Raw genomic sequence first — 16708 nt, forward strand, 5'->3', positions numbered from 1 at the left:
CTCAGGGCGATGAGTTCGGCACGGCGCCTCCGTCTGACCCTACGAAGCGACCGACACGGAGCCCGCCGAAGGCACCGAGGACCTCTTAGGAGTCACACCATGCGCACCATCACCGCGGGCTTCTTCTCCGCCGCCGACGGCGTCGTGGCCGAGCCCCAGAACTGGCACTTCCCGTACTTCAGCGACGAGCTCGGCGCCGCTGTGACGGAGCAGCTCACCGACACCTTGCTGTTCGGCCGCACGACCTACGACGGTTTCGCCGCCGCCTGGCCGGCCCGCGAGGAAGCCGGCCAGGACCTGGAGTTCGCCAAGCTTCTCGGCGACGCGCGCAAGATCGTCGTCTCGCACGAGAAGCTGGAGTTCACCTGGCGCAACTCCGAGCAGGTGGAAGGCGACCTGCTCGATTTCGTCCGCGAGCTCAAGGCCGGCGAGGGCGGCCCGGTCGCGGTGTCCGGATCGGTCTCGGTGGTGCGGCAGCTGCTCGGTGCCGGACTGCTGGACGAGCTGCACCTGTTCATCCACCCGATCGCCCTCGGCCAGGGCCTCCGGGTGTGGCCGGACGACCTGGAGGAGCCGATCAAGCTGCGGCTGATCAAGTGCGACGTCTTCAAGTCCGGCACGCTGCACGTCGTCTACGGCCCGGCCGAGGACTGAGCGATCAGAGCGATCAGGGCGCTCAGTAAGGCCGCGCGCCGCCGTACGGGTCGCTCTCGTGCGGCGGCGTGAGCTCGGTCGTGGCGCTCGTCGGCTCCGACTCGTAGCCGCCGTAGCCCCCGCTCCCGCTCCCGCTTCCGCCGGCGGGAGCCGGGGGACCCGAGGAATACGGCGACGTCGGCGTGAACGAGTAGTCCTCGCTCGACCCCGCTCCGGACGACGGCGCCGCCGAGGACATGGCCGACGACGTGTAGTCGGCGTACGAGGGTGCCTCGTACTCCTGGGTCGTGCTCAACGGCTCCGAGAGCTCCGTCGACCCGTACACCAGCACCGCGACGAACCCGACCAGCCAGCCCGCGAACAACCCGAACCCCAGGCCCATCGCGATCAGCGTGTAGTAGATGTCCCCGCGCCCGAACTGCGTGTTCCCGCCGTCGGTCAGGCCGTTGGCGATGCCGATGCCGGCGATGGCCGAGCCGGCGATCAACGCGATCGCCGCGGCCACGCCGGTGACGAACCACGAGCCGAGGAACACGGTCCAGCGTCCGCGCCGTGCGGCCACACCGCGGCAGACCACCATCAGCAGCAGGAAGGTCAGGACGACCGCGATCACCGGCTCGGCCATCATCCCGAAGAAGACGCGGGCCGGCTCGCCGGTCTCCTTGGTCGCCCGCCACGCCAGCGCACTCAACCCCCTGACCGGACCGGCGCTCCAGCTGTGCATCGCGTTGCCGCCCTCGGCCGACCTGCCGTCGCGCCAGTGGCGGGTCCACTGGTTGTCGAAGGCGGCGACGAGGATCAAGAGCACCAGTGCCGGGAAAACCGCTATCTTCGCCCCGCGTCTCGCGGAGATGTTCTGTGTCATGTCGGACGCCCCCTGTCTAGTATCCGCTCCCTGCGATTTTGTCCCGGAGAGGGCGGCGTGGATAGCCCCCTTACCCGGGTCTCACCGGCGCTATCGTCTCCGGCGCATCGGGACCGATGCCCGGATCGAGGCACGTCCCGGGACGATCTACGCTGATGGGGTGACCGATGACGCCTCGCGCAGCACCTCCGAGCCCGCACCCCGTACCACCGCCGCTTCGCGCACCATGCTGTCCCACATCATGGGGCCCACCGAGGTGAACCTCCTGGGCACCGTGCACGGCGGCGTGGTCATGAAGTTCGTCGACGACGTCGCCGGGGCCGTGGCCGGGCGGCACTCCGGCGGACCGGCGGTCACCGCCGCGATGGACGAGATGCAGTTCCTGAACCCGGTCCGGGTCGGCGACCTGGTCCACGCCTACGCGCAGGTGAACTGGGTCGGCGCCACCTCGATGGAGGTCGGCGTGCGGGTGATGGCCGAGCCGTGGAACGAGGCCGGCACCGCGCCGCGCCACGTGGCCAGCGCCTACCTGGTGTTCGTCGCCGTCGACGACAAGGGCCAGCCGCGCTCGGTGCCGCCGCTGGTGCTGGAGACCGATCTGGACCGGCGCCGGCACGGCGAGGCGGAGATCCGCCGCAGCCACCGGCTGGCCCGCCGGCGCGCCATTCAGGCCGCGCGGGACCAGGCGGGACGGGACCGAGCCGTGCGGGGTGCCGAGGACGCCGCGCTGTCCGCAGCGAACGGCCCGGCGAACGGCCCGGCGAATGGCCGCGCGAGCAGCCCGGAGGCCGGCCGGTGAGCGCCGCCAGCGAGCGCACCCAGCGCCTGCGCCTGGTCCCCGGGCGTTTCACGGTCGAGCACCTGCCGGCCGCCGTCGCGCCGCCGAGCGGCTGGATCGCGCAGGTCCGCGCCCCCGAAGGGCTGACCGTGGTCCGCGAGGTCGTCGAGCACGAGAGCGCGGACGCCGAGCTGTGGCGCGCCCTCTACGGCGGCGACACGGCGCACGGCCTGAACCTGCCGGGCATGCTCGCCGCGCTGCTGGAGCCGCTGGCGGCGGCAGCGGTGCCGGTGTTCGTCGCCTCCACGTTCCACGCCGATCTGGTGCTGGTGCCCGAATCCGACACCGAACGGGCGGTCGCGGCGTTGCGGGCAGCCGGACATGCCGTCGACTGAAGATCTGTTCGGTCACCGGATGGTCGCAGTCCGTGCATCTGCCCCGAGGGTTCAGAGTAGGCCGGTAATCTGACCGACGATGAACGTCTCAGAACCCTCCGCACCCACCGCGGCATCCGTTGAGGAGACCAGGACCGCCTGGCCCCCGGTATCGGTGATCATGCCGGTCCTCAACGAGGAGCGCCACCTCGCGTTCGCCGTCAACGGTGTCCTGGCCCAGGGCTACCCCGGCGAACTGGAGCTGATCCTGGCGATCGGCCCGAGCACGGACCGCACCCAGGAGGTCGCCGACGAACTGTCGGCCGCCGATCCCCGCGTGCGCAGCGTGCCGAACCCCACCGGCCGCACCCCGGCCGCCCTGAACGCGGCCCTGGCCGAGGTCAAGCACGACATCGTGGTCCGCGTCGACGGCCACGGCGAGCTCGTCCCCGGCTACATCCAGACCGCGGTGCGGCTGCTCGAAGAGACCGGCGCGGCCAACGTCGGCGGCGTCATGCGCGCCGAGGGCGTCACCGTCTTCGAGCAGGCCGTGGCCCGCGCCATGACCAGCAAGCTGGGCGTCGGCAACGCCCCCAACCACACCGGCGGCCAGAGCGGCCCGTCGGACACCGTCTACCTCGGGGTCTTCCGGCGCGACGTGCTCGACGAGCTCGGCGGCTACGACGAGCACTTCACCCGGGCGCAGGACTGGGAGCTGAACCACCGGATCCGCGAGTCCGGCCGGCTGATCTGGTTCGACCCGAGCCTGTCGGTGACCTACCGGCCGCGCCCGAACCTGAAGGCTCTGGCGAAGCAGTACAAGGAGTACGGCCGCTGGCGCCGCGTCGTGATGCGCACCCACGCCGGCACCGCCAACCTGCGCTACCTCGCGCCGCCCGGGGCGCTGCTGGCCGTCGCGACCGGGACGGTCGTCGGGCTGGCCGCCGTCACCGGCGGCCCCGGGATAGCCGCGCTCGGCTTCGTGATCCCCGCCGGCTACTTCGGCGCGCTGACCGCCGGCGCGCTCTACGAATCCCGCGGCCTGCCGGCGGGCGTCCGCGCCCGGCTGCCGCTGGTGCTGGCCACCATGCACGGCTCCTGGGGCTACGGCTTCCTCACCTCTCCCGCGCGGCTGGCCAAGGCCACCGGCAAATCCTCCAAGACCCCTAAGAAGTAGCCGCGCATGCGCATCCTGATGCTCGTCATCTCCAACGTCGCGACCGACACCCGGGTGATGCGCGAGGCCGCGGCGCTGGCCGGCGCCGGCCACGCGGTCCACGTGATCGGCAAGGACGTCTCGACCGGCTACGAGCCGCCGGCGGGCGTCACGGTGGCCAGCGTCGGCGCCGGGTCGGCGTTCCGCAAGGAGGGCGCCGAATCGCTCGGCGCGCGCCGCAAGCTGCCGCCGCACCTGCGGGCCGCGCGCTGGCTCCTGCTGCCACAGCACCGGAACTCGGCGTTCGCCGCGTGGCGCGCCAACGCCCGGCAGCTGGCCGCCGGGCAGGAGTTCGACGTCGTGCACGCGCACGATTTCAACGCCCTGCCGCTCGGTGTGGAGCTGGCGCAGGAACACCGCGTGCCGCTCGTCTACGACACGCACGAGCTCTGGCAGGGCCGGCCGCGCGTCGGCCGCCCGACGCCGTTGCAGAAGCGCCGGGAAGCCAAGCAGGAACAGGCGTGGGGCGCGCGGGCCGCCACGGTGATCACCGTCGGGCAGGGCGTGGCCGACGCGCTGCACGAGGCTTACGGCTGGCGGCACGTCGAGGTCGTCCGCAACACGTTCCCGATGCCCGAGGGCGGCCCGGTGGACCCGCCGAAGGCGGTGTCAGGGGCCGTATACGCGGGCCGGATCGCGCCGTTCCGCGAGCTGGAGGCCATCGCCGGGGCGTCGGAGCTGGTGAAGCCGCTGCGGATCGTCATCGCCGGGCCGGCCGACGACACGTATCTGGGCTCTTACGACTCCAAGGCCGCCGAGGTGGTCGGCGCGCGTCCGGTGGACGAGGTGGACGCGCTGCTGCGGGAGCTGGGCATCTCGCTGGTCACGCACTCGGACAAGTGGCTGAACCACCGGCTGGCCATGCCGAACAAGCTGTTCCACGCCGTGCGCGCCGGGGTCCCGGTGGTCGGCACGGACGTGCAGGAACTGCGGCGCGTGGTCGAGGAGCACAAGCTCGGGGCGCTGTACACGCCGGGCGACGCGGCCTCGCTCGCCGCCGCGCTGCAGGAGGTCGCGGACAACTACGCGACCTACGCGGTCAACGTGCGCGCGGCGGCCCCGGCGTTGAGCTGGGAGGCCGATTCCGAGGTGCTGCGCGGGATCTACGAACGGCTGACCCCGCGAGGCGAGTGAGGGCAAGTGGTTCCGGACCGACCCCGCGCAGTAGGGTCGGTCCGTGTCGAAGCTCCGCGTCCTGTACGCCCCCAGGGACATCGCCGGCCAGCCGTCCGAGTGGGCCAAGGCGCTGCGTGCGCAAGGCGTGGACGCGCAGGTGTGGTCGTTCGGCGAGCCGGCGTTCGGCCTGAGGCCGGACCGCGAGTGGGACCAGGACCGGCTCCTGGCCGATCCGATGTACCGGTGGCAGGCGCTGGACGAGGCGGTGCGCGGCTTCGACGTGTTCCACCTGCAGTACGGCCGCGGGCTGCTGGACGCCAAGGAGCCGGTGCTGCCCGAACTGTGGGACCTGCCGCTCCTGCGCTCGCTCGGCAAGCGGGTTTACATGCACTGGCACGGCTCGGACGTGCGGCTGCCGTCGGTGCACGCCGAGCGGGAGCCGGACTCCTACCTGGCCGGCGCGGTCGTCGACGAGGACGCCATCTTGGCCCGCGTCTCGGTGGCCCGCCGCTTCTGCGACGCGATGTTCGTCTCCACCGCGGGCCTGCCGGACTACGTCCCGGACGCCGAGCTGGTGCCGCTGGCCCTGGACGTCGCGGCCTGGCACACCCCGCGCGGCGCCGAACCGGCCGTCCCGGTCGTGGTCCACATGCCCTCCCGCCGCGCCACGAAGGGCTCCGACCTGGTCGACGCGGCCCTCCGGCCGCTGCACGACGAGGGCGTGATCGTCTACCGCCCCCTGTCCGGCCTGACCCGCGACCAGGTGAAGGCGGAGTTCGCCAAGGCGGACCTGGTGGTCGACTCCCTGACCATCGGCGACCACGGCGTCGTCTCCTGCGAGGCGATGGCCAGCGGCGCGGTCGCGATCGCGCACATCCACGACCGGGTGCGGGCGCGCGAGGCGATGCCCGGCGCGGCAGTGTCGGAGGTGCCGATCGTCGAGGCCACCGGCGCCACGCTGGCCGACGTGGTCCGCAAGCTGGCGGGCGACCCGGCGGAGCGCACGCGGCTGCGCGCCGAGGGTCTGACGTGGGTGACGCAGCGCCACGACAGCAAGGTGGTGGCGGCGCAGCTGCTGGCCGCGTACACGCGCGAGCGGGGGCGCGTAGTCAGCGCCTACCCGGAGTGGCCGGAGTCGACCGGCAAGAAGCGGGTGCGGGAGCTGGAGGCCGAGATCGAGCGCCTGCGCGCGCAGCTGGGCCCGAACGGCGAGCCGCTGCCCGGGCTGACGCGGCGGGACCGGCTGGAGGAGCGGCCGGGGCTGCATCTGGCGGTGCGGAAGGCGGACCGGGCTTATCGCGGGCTGCGGAAGAAGCTGAAGTAGGTCATTCCTCGAACGCGTAGTAGGCGATCGCGTCGAGGTCGATAGGGACGTCGAAGCTGGCGACTTCCAGGACAACCTGGCCGAGGTGGGTTTGTTCTTGGCCGCAGACCGGGATTTCGATGAGAGCGAGATGGTCACCGCTGCGCTCGATGCGCCATGACGGGATGCCGGCCTCGCGGTAAAGCGATGGTTTGACTCTGCGATCGTTCACTTTCGAACCCGGCGACATGATTTCGACAGCCAGCAGAACATCGGCGGCTTCGGTTACGCGGTCCCGTTTGGAGGGCTGGGACAGGACGACGAAGAGGTCCGGTCGCGGGACGTTTTCCTCATCAATCCTCACATCGAGGTCGAGGTAGATCCTGAACCGCGGACCGAGGACCGCCTTCAGAACATCGCGGAGCTCAAGCGCGACATCTCCATGCCAGGGCTTGGTAGACGGACTCACGGCCAGTGCGCCGCCGATGAGCTCCACCTTGAGCTTCTCGTCCACGTCGAGGGCGAAGAACTCATGTGTGGTCAGCGGCTCGGTTGCGTACATGATCGAGTCCATGTCGAAATCCCCTCGGTTCGCCCGTAGTTGCGCGCGCCGGTCCCCGAACCTTCCCGCGTCACCATGATGCAATGGCACGATGACTCCCAGCGACCACAAACCCCGCGTCGTCATGTTGGTCGGCAACTTCGTGGAGGGTGACTCGCGCGTTCAGAAGGAGGCGCGGTACGCCGCCGCCGCAGGCTGGGACACGTATCTGGTCGGGCGGTCGCCGAGTGGGCGGCGGGAGGAGTACGCGCTGGGCGGTGCGACCGTCGTGCGCGCCGCCGAGACCATGACCGCCACGCGATATCGCGCCTCGCATCCTCATCGGCGGGGCGTTCGCGGCCTGGTCGCCTACCGCTCGGCGGAGCTCAGCCGGACGCGGCATCAGCGGCAGCGGTTGCGGCAGCGGGATCTGGGTGCGGATCGGGAGTTGCTGGCGCGGCGGGTCACGGACGGGGCCGGTGCGCTTGAGGCGCTGGGGACGCGTTTGGTGTTGCGGCTTCGGGTCCTGAGTGTGCGGCTGCGCGGGCGCTGGGTCGCGGTGCGCAAGCAGGCTTTCGACCGCAACTACGCGGCGGCGGCCGGGGGCGGGCCGAGCAGTGCGCTGGAGCGGCTGTTGGTGCGGCGGGGCAGTGAGGCGGCGGCGTGGGCGGCGCAGCCCCGGCTGGCGGACTTCGAGGACTCGTTCGGGCGGATGGCCGACGAGCTGATGCCGGACGTGCTGCACGCCAACGACGCCGAGATGCTCGGTGTCGCGGTGCGGGCGGCGGTGCGGGCGCGGGTCGCCGGGCGGCGGGTCGCGGTGGTCTACGACTCGCACGAGTACACCGCCGGCGACATCCGTCCCGAGGACGTCACGTGGGCGCCGGTGATAACGGCTCAGGAGGCGAAGTACATCCCGATGGCCGACGCGGTGGTGACGGCCGTCGACAACTTCGCCGACAAGCTGGTCGAGCACCACGGCCTCGCGGTGCGGCCGACGGTGGTGCGGAACATGCCGGAGGCCGCGACGTTCAGCGTGCCCGGCGGCCGGGGCCCGGGCGTGCGCGGGCGGCTGGGGCTGGGGCCGGAGGCGACGCTGCTGGTGTACCCGGGCTCGGTGACGCCGATCCGCGGCCTGGACACCGCGGTCCGCGCGCTCCCGCAGCTGCCGGAGGCGCACCTGGCGCTCCTCGTCGGCTCGCGCGCCGGGCACGTCGCGGAGCTGGCCGAGCTGGCGGCCCGGCTGGGCGTGGCGGAGCAGTTCCACGTGCTGGACTACGTCCCGGTCGAGGAGCTCACCGACTTCATCGCGTCGGCGACGGCGGGCGTCGACACACTCCGCCGCATCCCCACCCAGGAACTGACGATCACGACCAAGTACTGGTCCTACATCGGCGCCCGCCTGCCGGTGGTGGTCAGCGACGTGAAGGCGGCCGGCGAGCTGACCCGCCGGCTGCGCAACGGCGAGGTCTTCGAGGTCGACGACGTCGACGGCCTGGCGAGGGCGGTACGCAAGGTCGCGGCCGACCGCGAGCGCTACGCGGCGGTCTACACGGACGAGATGCTGGCGGCGCACAGCTGGGAGGGGCAGGTGCCCGCGCTGCTGGAGGTGTACGAGCGGGTGAGCGGGCTGCGGCCGGAGCCGGGTGGTGCGCGCAGCGAGGGCAGCGATGACGGCGATGACAGCGAGGCCGATGAGGGCGGCGAAAGTGGCGGCCGGGTGCCGACCTCGCGCCCGGACCCCGCCGAGGCGGCGGAGAGCGTCGCCCGTGGCTGACCGCAGACCGGCGGTCCACCCCACCTGCCTCACCTGAATCGGCTAACGTGGCGGCGCTGCTCCGTGCGACCCGTACCACGGTGCGGCGTCCCAGCCCGCCCCAGCCCGCTCCACCAGAAAGCCGCCGAGCCATGTCTGAGCAGGACCAGCCCGCCGCCGCGCGCAGCCGCGCCGCCGTCGTCTCCGCGGCCCCGGCGGCCGCCGCCTCGGCCGCGCGCGCCGAGGCCGATCGGCTCCTCGCCGCCGGGTACAGCGTCCTGTTCCTCACGCCGGCGTTCGGGAAGCGGAAGCCCGATCCGTCGCGCGGCGGGGTGCACGTCGTCGAGCTCCGGGTCGGCACGTCCTTCGACGCCGCCCCCGGCGCCCTCGGCAAGCTCGGTCGCAAGGCCGTCCTGACCACGCGCAACGCCCGGGGCAAGGCGCTGGGCAACCCGGCCGCCACCTGGTCCGCCGCCGACGTCGCCGCCGAGATCGGCCCCTACCTCGACGCCTTCGCCCCCGACGTCGTCGTGGCCTGCGACAAGACCGCCGAGAAGGCCGTGGCCAGGCTCGGCCGCGCCGCCGTGGCGCCCGGCGAGGCCCAGCCGGCCGCCAAGAGCCCGCAGACCTCGCTGCTCATCGGCTCCAACAACAACGCCGGCATGGGCCACGCCTGGGCCGTCGCCGTGCGGGAGCACGCCGGGATCCCGGCCCGCAACCTCCAGAAGAAGAGCTACGCCTTCGCCTACGGCTCCGACATCAAGGCCGAGGACAAGGACTGGGTCGACCCGGTGTGGGGCCTGGGCCGGGTCGCCGACACCCTGGACACCGTCACCCACGTCCTGTCCGAGAGCGGCCTGGCGGTCCTGGGCCGGCTCAACGGCGGCCAGCTCGCCGACGACCTGCCCGAGCTGCGCCGGGCCGGCATCCGGACCGCGCTGCTCTTCCACGGCTCCGACATCCGTTCGCCCGACCGGCACATCGAGCTCTACAAGTTCTCGCCGTTCCGCGCGCCGGTCAGTGAGGAGGACCAGAAGCTCACCGAGGTGCTGCGGGGCAAGACTGCCGAGATGGCCAAGTGGGTCGAGGAGTTCGACGGCCCGGTCTTCGTCTCCACCCCGGACCTGATCGACGACGTCCCGCGCGCCACCTGGCTGCCGGTGGTCGTGGACCTGGAGCAGTGGACCGAGGGGACGCGCACGCCGCTGGAGCGCGAGGTGCCGGTGGTCGTGCACGCGCCGTCGCGGCCGTTCATGAAGGGCTCGGACCTGATCGAGCCGACGCTGCGCGACCTGGAGTCCCGCGGCCTGATCGAGTACCGGCGGCTGGAGCACATCCCGCAGGCCGAGCTGGTCGGCGTGGTGCAGGACGCGGACATCGTGCTGGACCACTTCGTGATCGGCAACTACGGCGTCATGACCTGCCAGGCGATGGCCGCCGGCCGGGTGAGCATCGCGAACATCGACCAGCGGGTGCGCGACCGGGTCCCGGCCGAGATCCCGACGATCCAGGCCGACCCGGACTCCCTGGCCGAGGTCATCGAAGGCGTGCTCGCCGACCGGGACAAGGCGCGCGCGGTGGCCGCGACGGGCCGGGCGTTCGTCCGCGAGTACCACGACGGCCGCAAGTCCGCCGAGGCGCTGGAGCCGTGGCTTCGCGGCTGAGGGCATATCCCCTGCCAGATCCCTGCCGGGATGAAGGTCATATATACCGTTGCTAGAATCCGAGCCAGTCCACAACTGCCCCCGGAGGAACAGTGACCACTCCCGACCAGCGCCGCGTTGATGTGCGCCCACGCGTTGTCATGCTGGTCGGGAACTTCATAGACGGGGACTCCCGCGTCCAGAAAGAGGCCCGCTCGGCGGCCGAAGCCGGGTGGGACACCTACCTGGTCGGCCGCTCGCGCAGCGGCAAGCGTGAGGAGTCCAAGTCCGGCGAGGTCACGATCCTGCGCCCCGCCGAGAGTATGGCGGCCACGAAGTACCGCACCTACCACCCGCGCCGCAGCGGTGTCAGCGGTCTGATCGCGTACTCCACGGTCGAGCTCGGCAAGGTCAAGCACCAGCGCCAGCGCATCCGCCAGTCCAACCTGGCGGTCGAGCGCGAGCTGCTCTCCCGCCGGTCCGCCGACGGCCTGAACCCGGCGGCCAAGCTGGTCGACGAGGCGATGCTGGCGGCCAAGTCGCTGGGCGTGAAGGCCGCCGGCTACTGGATCTCGGCCCGCAAGCAGGCCCTGGACCACAACTACAACATCGTGCAGGACTCGCCGAGCACCTCCCTGGAGCGCCTGCTGGTCCGCCGCGGCGGCGAGGGCGCGGTGTGGAACGCCCAGCCGCGCCTGGTCGACTTCGAGGACTCCTTCGGCCGCGCCGCCGACGAGCTGGAGCCGGACCTGATACACGCCAACGACGCCGAGATGCTGGGCGTCGCGGTGCGCGCGGCGGCCCGGGCCAGGGCCAGGGGCCGCACCGTGAAGGTCGTCTACGACGCCCACGAGTTCTTCGCCGGCGACACCCGCGACAACCCGACCTGGGCCCCGGCCATGGCCGCCCAGGAGGCCAAGTACCTGCCGCTGGCCGACGCGGTGATGAGCCCGATCGAGGGCTACGCCGAGGCGATGGTCGAGTTCCACGGCATCGAGAAGTTCCCCGGCCGCAAGGCCCCCGTGCTGGTGAAGAACATGCCGGCGCTGGCCGACCTGGCCGCCTCCGGCGACGACGTGCCCGGCGTGCGCGGCGCCCTTGGCCTGGCCGACGACGTCCCGCTGCTGGTGCACCCGGGCAGCGTGACCAAGGTCCGCGGCCTGCAGACCGTGGTCGAGGCGCTGCCGGAGCTCGACGGCGTGCACGCCGCCCTGCTGGTCGGCCGCCGCGACGGCTACGTCGCCGAACTCGTGACGATGGCGGAGAAGCTGGGCGTCTCAGACCGCTTCCACCTCCTGGACTACGTCCCCAGCGAGGAGCTGACCGCGTACCTGCGCTCGGCGACGATCGGCATCGACACCCTGCTCCACATCCCGCTGCACGAGCTCACCATCACCACCAAGTTCTGGTCCTACATCAGCGCCGGGCTCCCGGTGGTCGCCAGCGACGTCAAGGCCACCTCGCAGCTGACCCGCGAGCTGGGCAACGGCGAGGTCTACACCGCCGGCGACGTGACCTCGTTCGTCGAGGCGGCGCGCAAGGTGCTCAAGGACCCGGCCGCGTATACGAAGGCTTACAGCGAGGAGACGCTGCGTCAGTACTCGTGGGAGGGGCAGGCCGAGACGATGCTCGGGCTGTACCGCGAGGTTACCGGGAAGGGCTGAGCCACCGTTTTCGTCGGTGGCGAGCGGTAAACATATCTAAAAGGGGCGAAGCATCTCCGGTCGGATCAAATGCCCGGAGCGTGCCGGTCACCGCGCCAGATCCGTCGGCCGCAGCCGTGTCGCCGCACTCCCACCGCTCAGCAGCACCTCGGCGATCCGGTCCCCGGCGTGCCCGTCCCACAGCTCGGGGCGCCGCGCCGCCGGCGGGTCGGCCAGCACCCGCTGCGCGATCTCGACGATGCGCGTGGGGTCGAGCCCGGCCAGGATGTTCGTGCCCTCGCTGACCGTGATCGGCCGCTCAGTGTTGTCGCGCAGCGTCACGCAGGGCACGCCGAGCGCCGTCGTCTCCTCCTGTACACCGCCGCTGTCGGTCAACACGATGCGGGCCCCGGCCTGCAGGGCCACGAAGTCCAGGTAGCCGGCCGGCGGGATCAGGCGGATGCGGTCGGTCGTGACCAGCTCGCGGAGCGCGGTGGCGGCGCGCGGGTGGGCCGGCAGGATCAGCGGCAGCTCCTCGGCGACCTTCATCAGGGCGCCGACCAGCGGGGCCAGGGCCTCGGGGGAGTCGACGTTCGCCGGGCGGTGCAGGGTCACCAGGCCGTAGCCCCCGGGGGTCAGGCCCAGCTGCTCCAGCGCGCCGGAGGCCAGCGCACGCTCGCGGTTCGCGAACAGCGTGTCGATCATGACGTTGCCGACCAGGTGCACCTGGTCCTCGCGGTAGCCCTCGGCGCGCAGGTTGTCCACGGCGTCCGGGGACGGCGCCAGCAGGTAGTCCGACAGCCGGTCGACCACGACCCGGTTGACCTCCTCCGGCATCGACCAGTCGCGGCTGCGCAGGCCCGCCTCGACGTGCGCCAGCAGCGTCCCGGCCTTGGCCGCGACCAGGCCGCAGGCCACGGTGGAGGTCACGTCGCCGACCACCACGACCGCGTCCGGCGCCAACTCGCCCACCACCGGCTCGAAGGCCAGCATGATGCGCGCGGTCTGCTCGGCCTGGCTTCCGGACCCGGCGCCCAGGTAGCGGTCCGGGGTGCGGATGCCGAGGTCGCGGAAGAAGACGTCGTTCATCGCCTCGTCGTAGTGCTGGCCGGTGTGCACCAGCACCACCTCGGCCCCGCGCGCCTCCAGCGCGTCCATGACCGGCTTGATCTTCATGTAGTTGGGGCGGGCCCCCGCCACGCAGATGATCCTCAAGGCTGCCGCCGTCCGTGCTCGTTCCGCTGCTTGACCCGGCAACTGTAGAACACTCGCCGCATGCAACCCGATCGGGGCCGAGCGCGTGCAGTGCTCGGGACCGGGGGCGGGCACGGGGCACCGTGGCCGTCCGAAGATCGCACCGAGGGGAGCGGCACTTGGCGTCGCCGAGCGAATTCGACGAGGTCTACGCGGCCACCGCGCCACGCCTGATCGGCCAGCTGTACCTGGTCATCGGCGACCTGCCGGAGGCCCAGGACTGCGTCCAGGAGGCCTACGCCCGGGCCTGGACCCGCTGGGACAGGCTCACCCGGGACGGCGCCGACCCGGTGGGCTGGGTCAAGACCACCGCCTACCGGCTGGCGATCTCGCGCTGGCGGCACTACACCGCGGGCCTGCGCGCCATGGCCCGGCACGGCGTACCGCCCGACCTGCCACCGCCGTCCGCGGACGCGATCGCGGTCCGTAACGCCCTGGCGGTGCTGCCCAAGGGCATGCGCGCCGCGCTGGTCCTGTACTACCTCGGCGGCCTGCGGGTGGCCGAGGTCGCCGAGGCACTGGAGATACCGCAGGGCACGGTCAAGGCCCGGCTGGCCCGGGGGCGGGTGGCGCTCGCCGCGCTGCTGGCCGACACGGCCGGGACCGAGGGCTGGGAGATGACGCATGCCTGAGACGAGGGACGAGATGAACAGCGGCGGTGCCGGCGACGCCGATATCAGCAACGTCGGCGACGAGATGAACGACGACTTCCGCGGCGTCCTGGCCGACGTGCTGGACGGCCGTGCCTGGGCCGGATACGCGGGCCCGGGTGCGACCGTACGAAGCCGCGGGCAGCGGCGGCGCCGACGGGTGGCTGCCATGTCGATGGCGAGCGTCGCGGTGGTGGCAGTGGCGGTCGCCGTGACGAGCGCGGGGCTGGCCACCGGAGGGCCGGGACCCGCCCCGGGCGCGGTCACCACCGGGCAGTCCAGCGCGTCCGGGCACGGCCGGTACGTGAAGTTGAGCGAGGCCCTGATGCAGCCCGCTGATCTGGGTCCCAGCTACACCAGAGCGGGGACCTTCGGCTCGGGAGGGCCGTTCCGGGGCTTGCTCTGTGCGCAGATTGTGCCGGTCGCCGTCGTCGGCCCCGTGGTCCAGGGGGAGTTCACCCACCCCGGTTCGGGCGGGACCGGGCTCACGGACGGCGAGCATCTGTACCAGTTCCCGGACGCGGCCTCGGCGAAGGCGGCCTTCGCCCGGGTCCGATCGGCCGCGCAGGCCGGTGGATGCCGGGGCGCGGCCGGAGCGGTGTCGGCCGTCCAGGACGTCGCCGGCGTCGGGGACGGGATGTTCACGCAGAAGGACTACGGCGGCCCGGACATGGTGGTCAGCGCAGTCGTCCTCGAAGGACAGGTCGTCGTCGTGAACGAGCTCCTGCCCGGATCCGCCGAGGCGGTGAAGGCGGTGTCCGCCGACTGGCTGACCGAAGTGTCGCAGAAGGCTGTGGCCCGGGTGGCGAACGCGCCGCGGGTCGACTCTCCGGAGCCGATGCCGGTGATCACGCGGCCGACCTCCCCGGCGACCAGCGGCTCGGGGCCCGAGCCGGGGCACCAGTCCAGGCCCTCGTCCGCGCCGCTCCCGCCCTCGCAGCCGGTGGACGGCTTCCTGTTCGCCCCGGCGGACCTCGGACCGTCCTTCGGGGCGAACACCCAGGACACCTGGCAGTCGGGCGGGACCCAGATCATCGGGGCCACGACGGTCTCCGGGATGTGCTTCCGCGGCACGGTGTCCGGCGGCGACGGCGAGTTCATGGTCAACGAGGGCGTCTACACCTTCGCCGACGCCTCGGCGGCGCAGTCCGGCCTCGCCGCGTACGACCAGTCCACGCAGCAGACGAAGGCCCGGTCCGAGCCGTTGTCCGGGCTCGGCGACCAGGCCTGGATCAAGCACTGGACCGGGGAGCAGGGCGGCGTCACCGTCGCCATCCGGGTCGGCGCCAAGGTGATCACCTTCGACGTGCTGGCCGGCGGCGCGTCGGCGGACCAGCCGATCCCCGGCGGTGACACCTGGGTGCGGCAGATCGCGCACACAGCCGTCCAGCGCCTGGCCGCCGCCAAGTGAGGCGTTGATAGAAGGCGCCAGGCATCAGCAAAAAACGCTGGCAGGACAACGGAAAACGCGTCGAGACCCGGCCCCCCACCCCACTGGGGAAGCCGGGCCTCGACCCGTGTCACGGCGACCGGTTCAGCGCCCCACAACGCCGGCGCGGTCGCGCGTCCTACAACACTTCGACGTTCGGGCCGGCCATCCGGTTCCGGCAGTCGAGGACATATTTCGCGTGCTTCGCTACGAGGTCGTAATCGAACTCTGCGTGGTCGGCCAGAAGCACCACCGCGTCGGCCGCGGCGATCTCCTCCGCACCGGCCTCCACCCGCACCAACCGGGCGTCGGCGTGGATGTCGTCGACCACATGCGGGTCCGCCCCGCGCACCTGCGCACCCAGGTTCAGCAGCAGCTCGGCGACCCGAGTCGAGGGCGACTCCCGGGCGTCGGAGGTGTTCGGCTTGTACGCCAGGCCCAGCAACAGCACGCGCGAGCCGTTGACCGTCTGCCGACGCGCGTTCAAGCCCTCCATCAGCCGCCGCACGACGTAGTCCGGCATGTGGTTGTTCACGTCGTTCGCCAACTCCACGAAGCGGAACGGGACCCCGACCGTCCGCTCCACCTTCCAGGACAGGAACGACGGGTCGATCGGCAGGCAGTGCCCACCGACGCCGGGCCCCGGAGTGAACTTCATGAACCCGAAGGGCTTGGACGCCGCAGCCCCGATCGCCTCCCAGACATCCACGTCCAGCGCCTTGGCGAACATCGCTATCTCATTCACCAGCGCGATGTTGACGTGCCGGAAGGTGTTCTCGATGAGCTTGGCGAGCTCGGCCTCCTTCGGCCCGGAGACCGGAACCGTGGTCTCGACCAGGTCGTCGTAGAAGCCCTTGATGACGGCCAACGACTCCGCGTCGACACCGGAGACCACCTTCGGAGTCTTCTCAAACGGCCACTTCTGGTTCCCCGGATCGATGCGCTCGGGGCTGAAACCGGCATGAAAGTCGCGCCCCGCAGCCAGCCCGGAGACCTCCTCCAGAATCGGCACCATCAGCTCCTCGGTGGTACCCGGATAGGTCGTGGACTCCAACACCACGGCCGCCCCAGGCCGCAAATGCGCACCGAGCGTCCGAGAACAGGACTCGATGTAGCTCAGATCCGGCACACCGTCACGCAACGGCGTCGGCACGGTAATAACGGCCAGGTCGAAACCGCCCAACGCGCCGCCATCGGAGGTCACGGAGTAAGCGCCGGAGTCCAGCACCGCGCGCACCCGCTCAGAGGCGACGTCCTCAACATACGACTCGCCGGCCGCCAACTGCTTCACCCGATGCGGATCCACGTCGTAGCCCACAACCCGGTGCCCCACCTCGGCCGCGCGGACCGCAAGCGGCAAGCCGACATACCCCTGCCCGGCGACGACTACGTGCATGATGACTCCGTCTGTTCGAATCCCATCGAATCCCGCCACGCGCCCCCGAAGCAACGCCGCGTCGCGCCAACTCTATGTGAGTGCAGCGGA

General features: G+C 71.7%; 15 protein-coding genes. 11 read left to right on the plus strand and 4 right to left on the minus strand.

Translation table 11 applies throughout. The annotated features are described in order from the left end of the window. Positions 1–99 precede the first annotated feature (99 nt). Entirely contained in the window at positions 100–654 is a 555-nt protein-coding gene (locus ABH935_RS44090) for a dihydrofolate reductase family protein (protein WP_370383971.1), read from the plus strand. Between the two features lie 22 nt (positions 655–676). On the opposite strand, the gene ABH935_RS44095 is transcribed toward ABH935_RS44090, so the two are convergent. Further along, positions 677–1519 carry a hypothetical protein gene (locus ABH935_RS44095; RefSeq protein ID WP_370383972.1) on the minus strand — a complete coding sequence of 281 codons (843 nt, stop codon included), beginning with the start codon at positions 1517–1519 and terminating at the stop codon, positions 677–679. Positions 1520–1679: 160 nt separating this feature from the next. On the opposite strand from ABH935_RS44095, the gene ABH935_RS44100 reads away from it, so the two are divergent. From ABH935_RS44100 to ABH935_RS44120, 5 genes are all read left to right on the plus strand, one after another. Continuing rightward, a complete protein-coding gene (locus ABH935_RS44100) occupies positions 1680–2318 on the plus strand; it encodes an acyl-CoA thioesterase (protein ID WP_370383973.1) in 639 nt (212 codons plus the stop codon). Beyond that, positions 2315–2692: an ACT domain-containing protein gene (locus ABH935_RS44105; protein WP_370383974.1), complete on the plus strand. Its 378-nt coding sequence runs from the start codon at positions 2315–2317 to the stop codon at positions 2690–2692. Before ABH935_RS44100 ends, ABH935_RS44105 begins: the two co-directional genes overlap by 4 nt. A gap of 79 nt (positions 2693–2771) precedes the next feature. Beyond that, positions 2772–3848, plus strand: a complete 1077-nt coding sequence (locus ABH935_RS44110; protein WP_370383976.1) for a glycosyltransferase family 2 protein — start codon at positions 2772–2774, stop codon at positions 3846–3848. Between the two features lie 6 nt (positions 3849–3854). Further along, the gene (locus ABH935_RS44115; RefSeq protein ID WP_370383977.1) at positions 3855–5021 is read left to right on the plus strand and encodes a glycosyltransferase family 4 protein; all 1167 of its coding nucleotides are present in this window, start codon (positions 3855–3857) and stop codon (positions 5019–5021) included. Positions 5022–5064: 43 nt separating this feature from the next. Then, positions 5065–6327 (plus strand): hypothetical protein, encoded by a 1263-nt coding sequence (locus ABH935_RS44120; RefSeq protein WP_370383978.1) that lies wholly within the window; start codon positions 5065–5067, stop codon positions 6325–6327. 1 nt (position 6328) lies between these two features. Here ABH935_RS44120 and ABH935_RS44125 read toward each other — a convergent pair whose 3' ends face one another. Continuing rightward, positions 6329–6880 carry a Uma2 family endonuclease gene (locus tag ABH935_RS44125; protein WP_370383979.1) on the minus strand — a complete coding sequence of 184 codons (552 nt, stop codon included), beginning with the start codon at positions 6878–6880 and terminating at the stop codon, positions 6329–6331. A 79-nt stretch (positions 6881–6959) separates the two neighbouring features. Between ABH935_RS44125 and ABH935_RS44130 the strand changes: the two genes are divergently transcribed. The 3 genes from ABH935_RS44130 to ABH935_RS44140 all read left to right on the plus strand — a co-directional run bounded on the left by ABH935_RS44130 (position 6960) and on the right by ABH935_RS44140 (position 11910). Continuing rightward, the gene (locus ABH935_RS44130) at positions 6960–8624 is read left to right on the plus strand and encodes a glycosyltransferase family 4 protein (RefSeq protein WP_370383981.1); all 1665 of its coding nucleotides are present in this window, start codon (positions 6960–6962) and stop codon (positions 8622–8624) included. Positions 8625–8755: 131 nt separating this feature from the next. After that, the gene (locus ABH935_RS44135) at positions 8756–10267 is read left to right on the plus strand and encodes a glycosyltransferase (RefSeq protein WP_370383982.1); all 1512 of its coding nucleotides are present in this window, start codon (positions 8756–8758) and stop codon (positions 10265–10267) included. A 92-nt stretch (positions 10268–10359) separates the two neighbouring features. Continuing rightward, entirely contained in the window at positions 10360–11910 is a 1551-nt protein-coding gene (locus ABH935_RS44140) for a glycosyltransferase family 4 protein (RefSeq protein WP_370383983.1), read from the plus strand. An 87-nt stretch (positions 11911–11997) separates the two neighbouring features. On the opposite strand, the gene wecB is transcribed toward ABH935_RS44140, so the two are convergent. Then, a complete protein-coding gene (gene wecB / locus ABH935_RS44145) occupies positions 11998–13146 on the minus strand; it encodes a non-hydrolyzing UDP-N-acetylglucosamine 2-epimerase (RefSeq protein ID WP_370383984.1) in 1149 nt (382 codons plus the stop codon). A 116-nt stretch (positions 13147–13262) separates the two neighbouring features. Here wecB and ABH935_RS44150 point away from each other — a divergent pair, with 116 nt between their 5' ends. After that, positions 13263–13775: a SigE family RNA polymerase sigma factor gene (locus ABH935_RS44150; protein WP_370383985.1), complete on the plus strand. Its 513-nt coding sequence runs from the start codon at positions 13263–13265 to the stop codon at positions 13773–13775. Beyond that, the gene (locus tag ABH935_RS44155) at positions 13768–15204 is read left to right on the plus strand and encodes a hypothetical protein (protein ID WP_370383986.1); all 1437 of its coding nucleotides are present in this window, start codon (positions 13768–13770) and stop codon (positions 15202–15204) included. The genes ABH935_RS44150 and ABH935_RS44155 overlap by 8 nt, the downstream gene beginning before the upstream one ends. Positions 15205–15361: 157 nt before the next feature. Here the strand turns inward: ABH935_RS44155 and ABH935_RS44160 are convergent, their stop codons facing one another. Beyond that, on the minus strand, positions 15362–16618 hold the full coding sequence (locus ABH935_RS44160; protein ID WP_370383987.1) for a nucleotide sugar dehydrogenase: 1257 nt from the start codon (positions 16616–16618) through the stop codon (positions 15362–15364). Between the last annotated feature and the right edge of the window lie 90 nt (positions 16619–16708).

The sequence above is a fragment of the Catenulispora sp. GAS73 genome, from assembly GCF_041262085.1.
Lineage (GTDB): Bacteria > Actinomycetota > Actinomycetes > Streptomycetales > Catenulisporaceae > Catenulispora.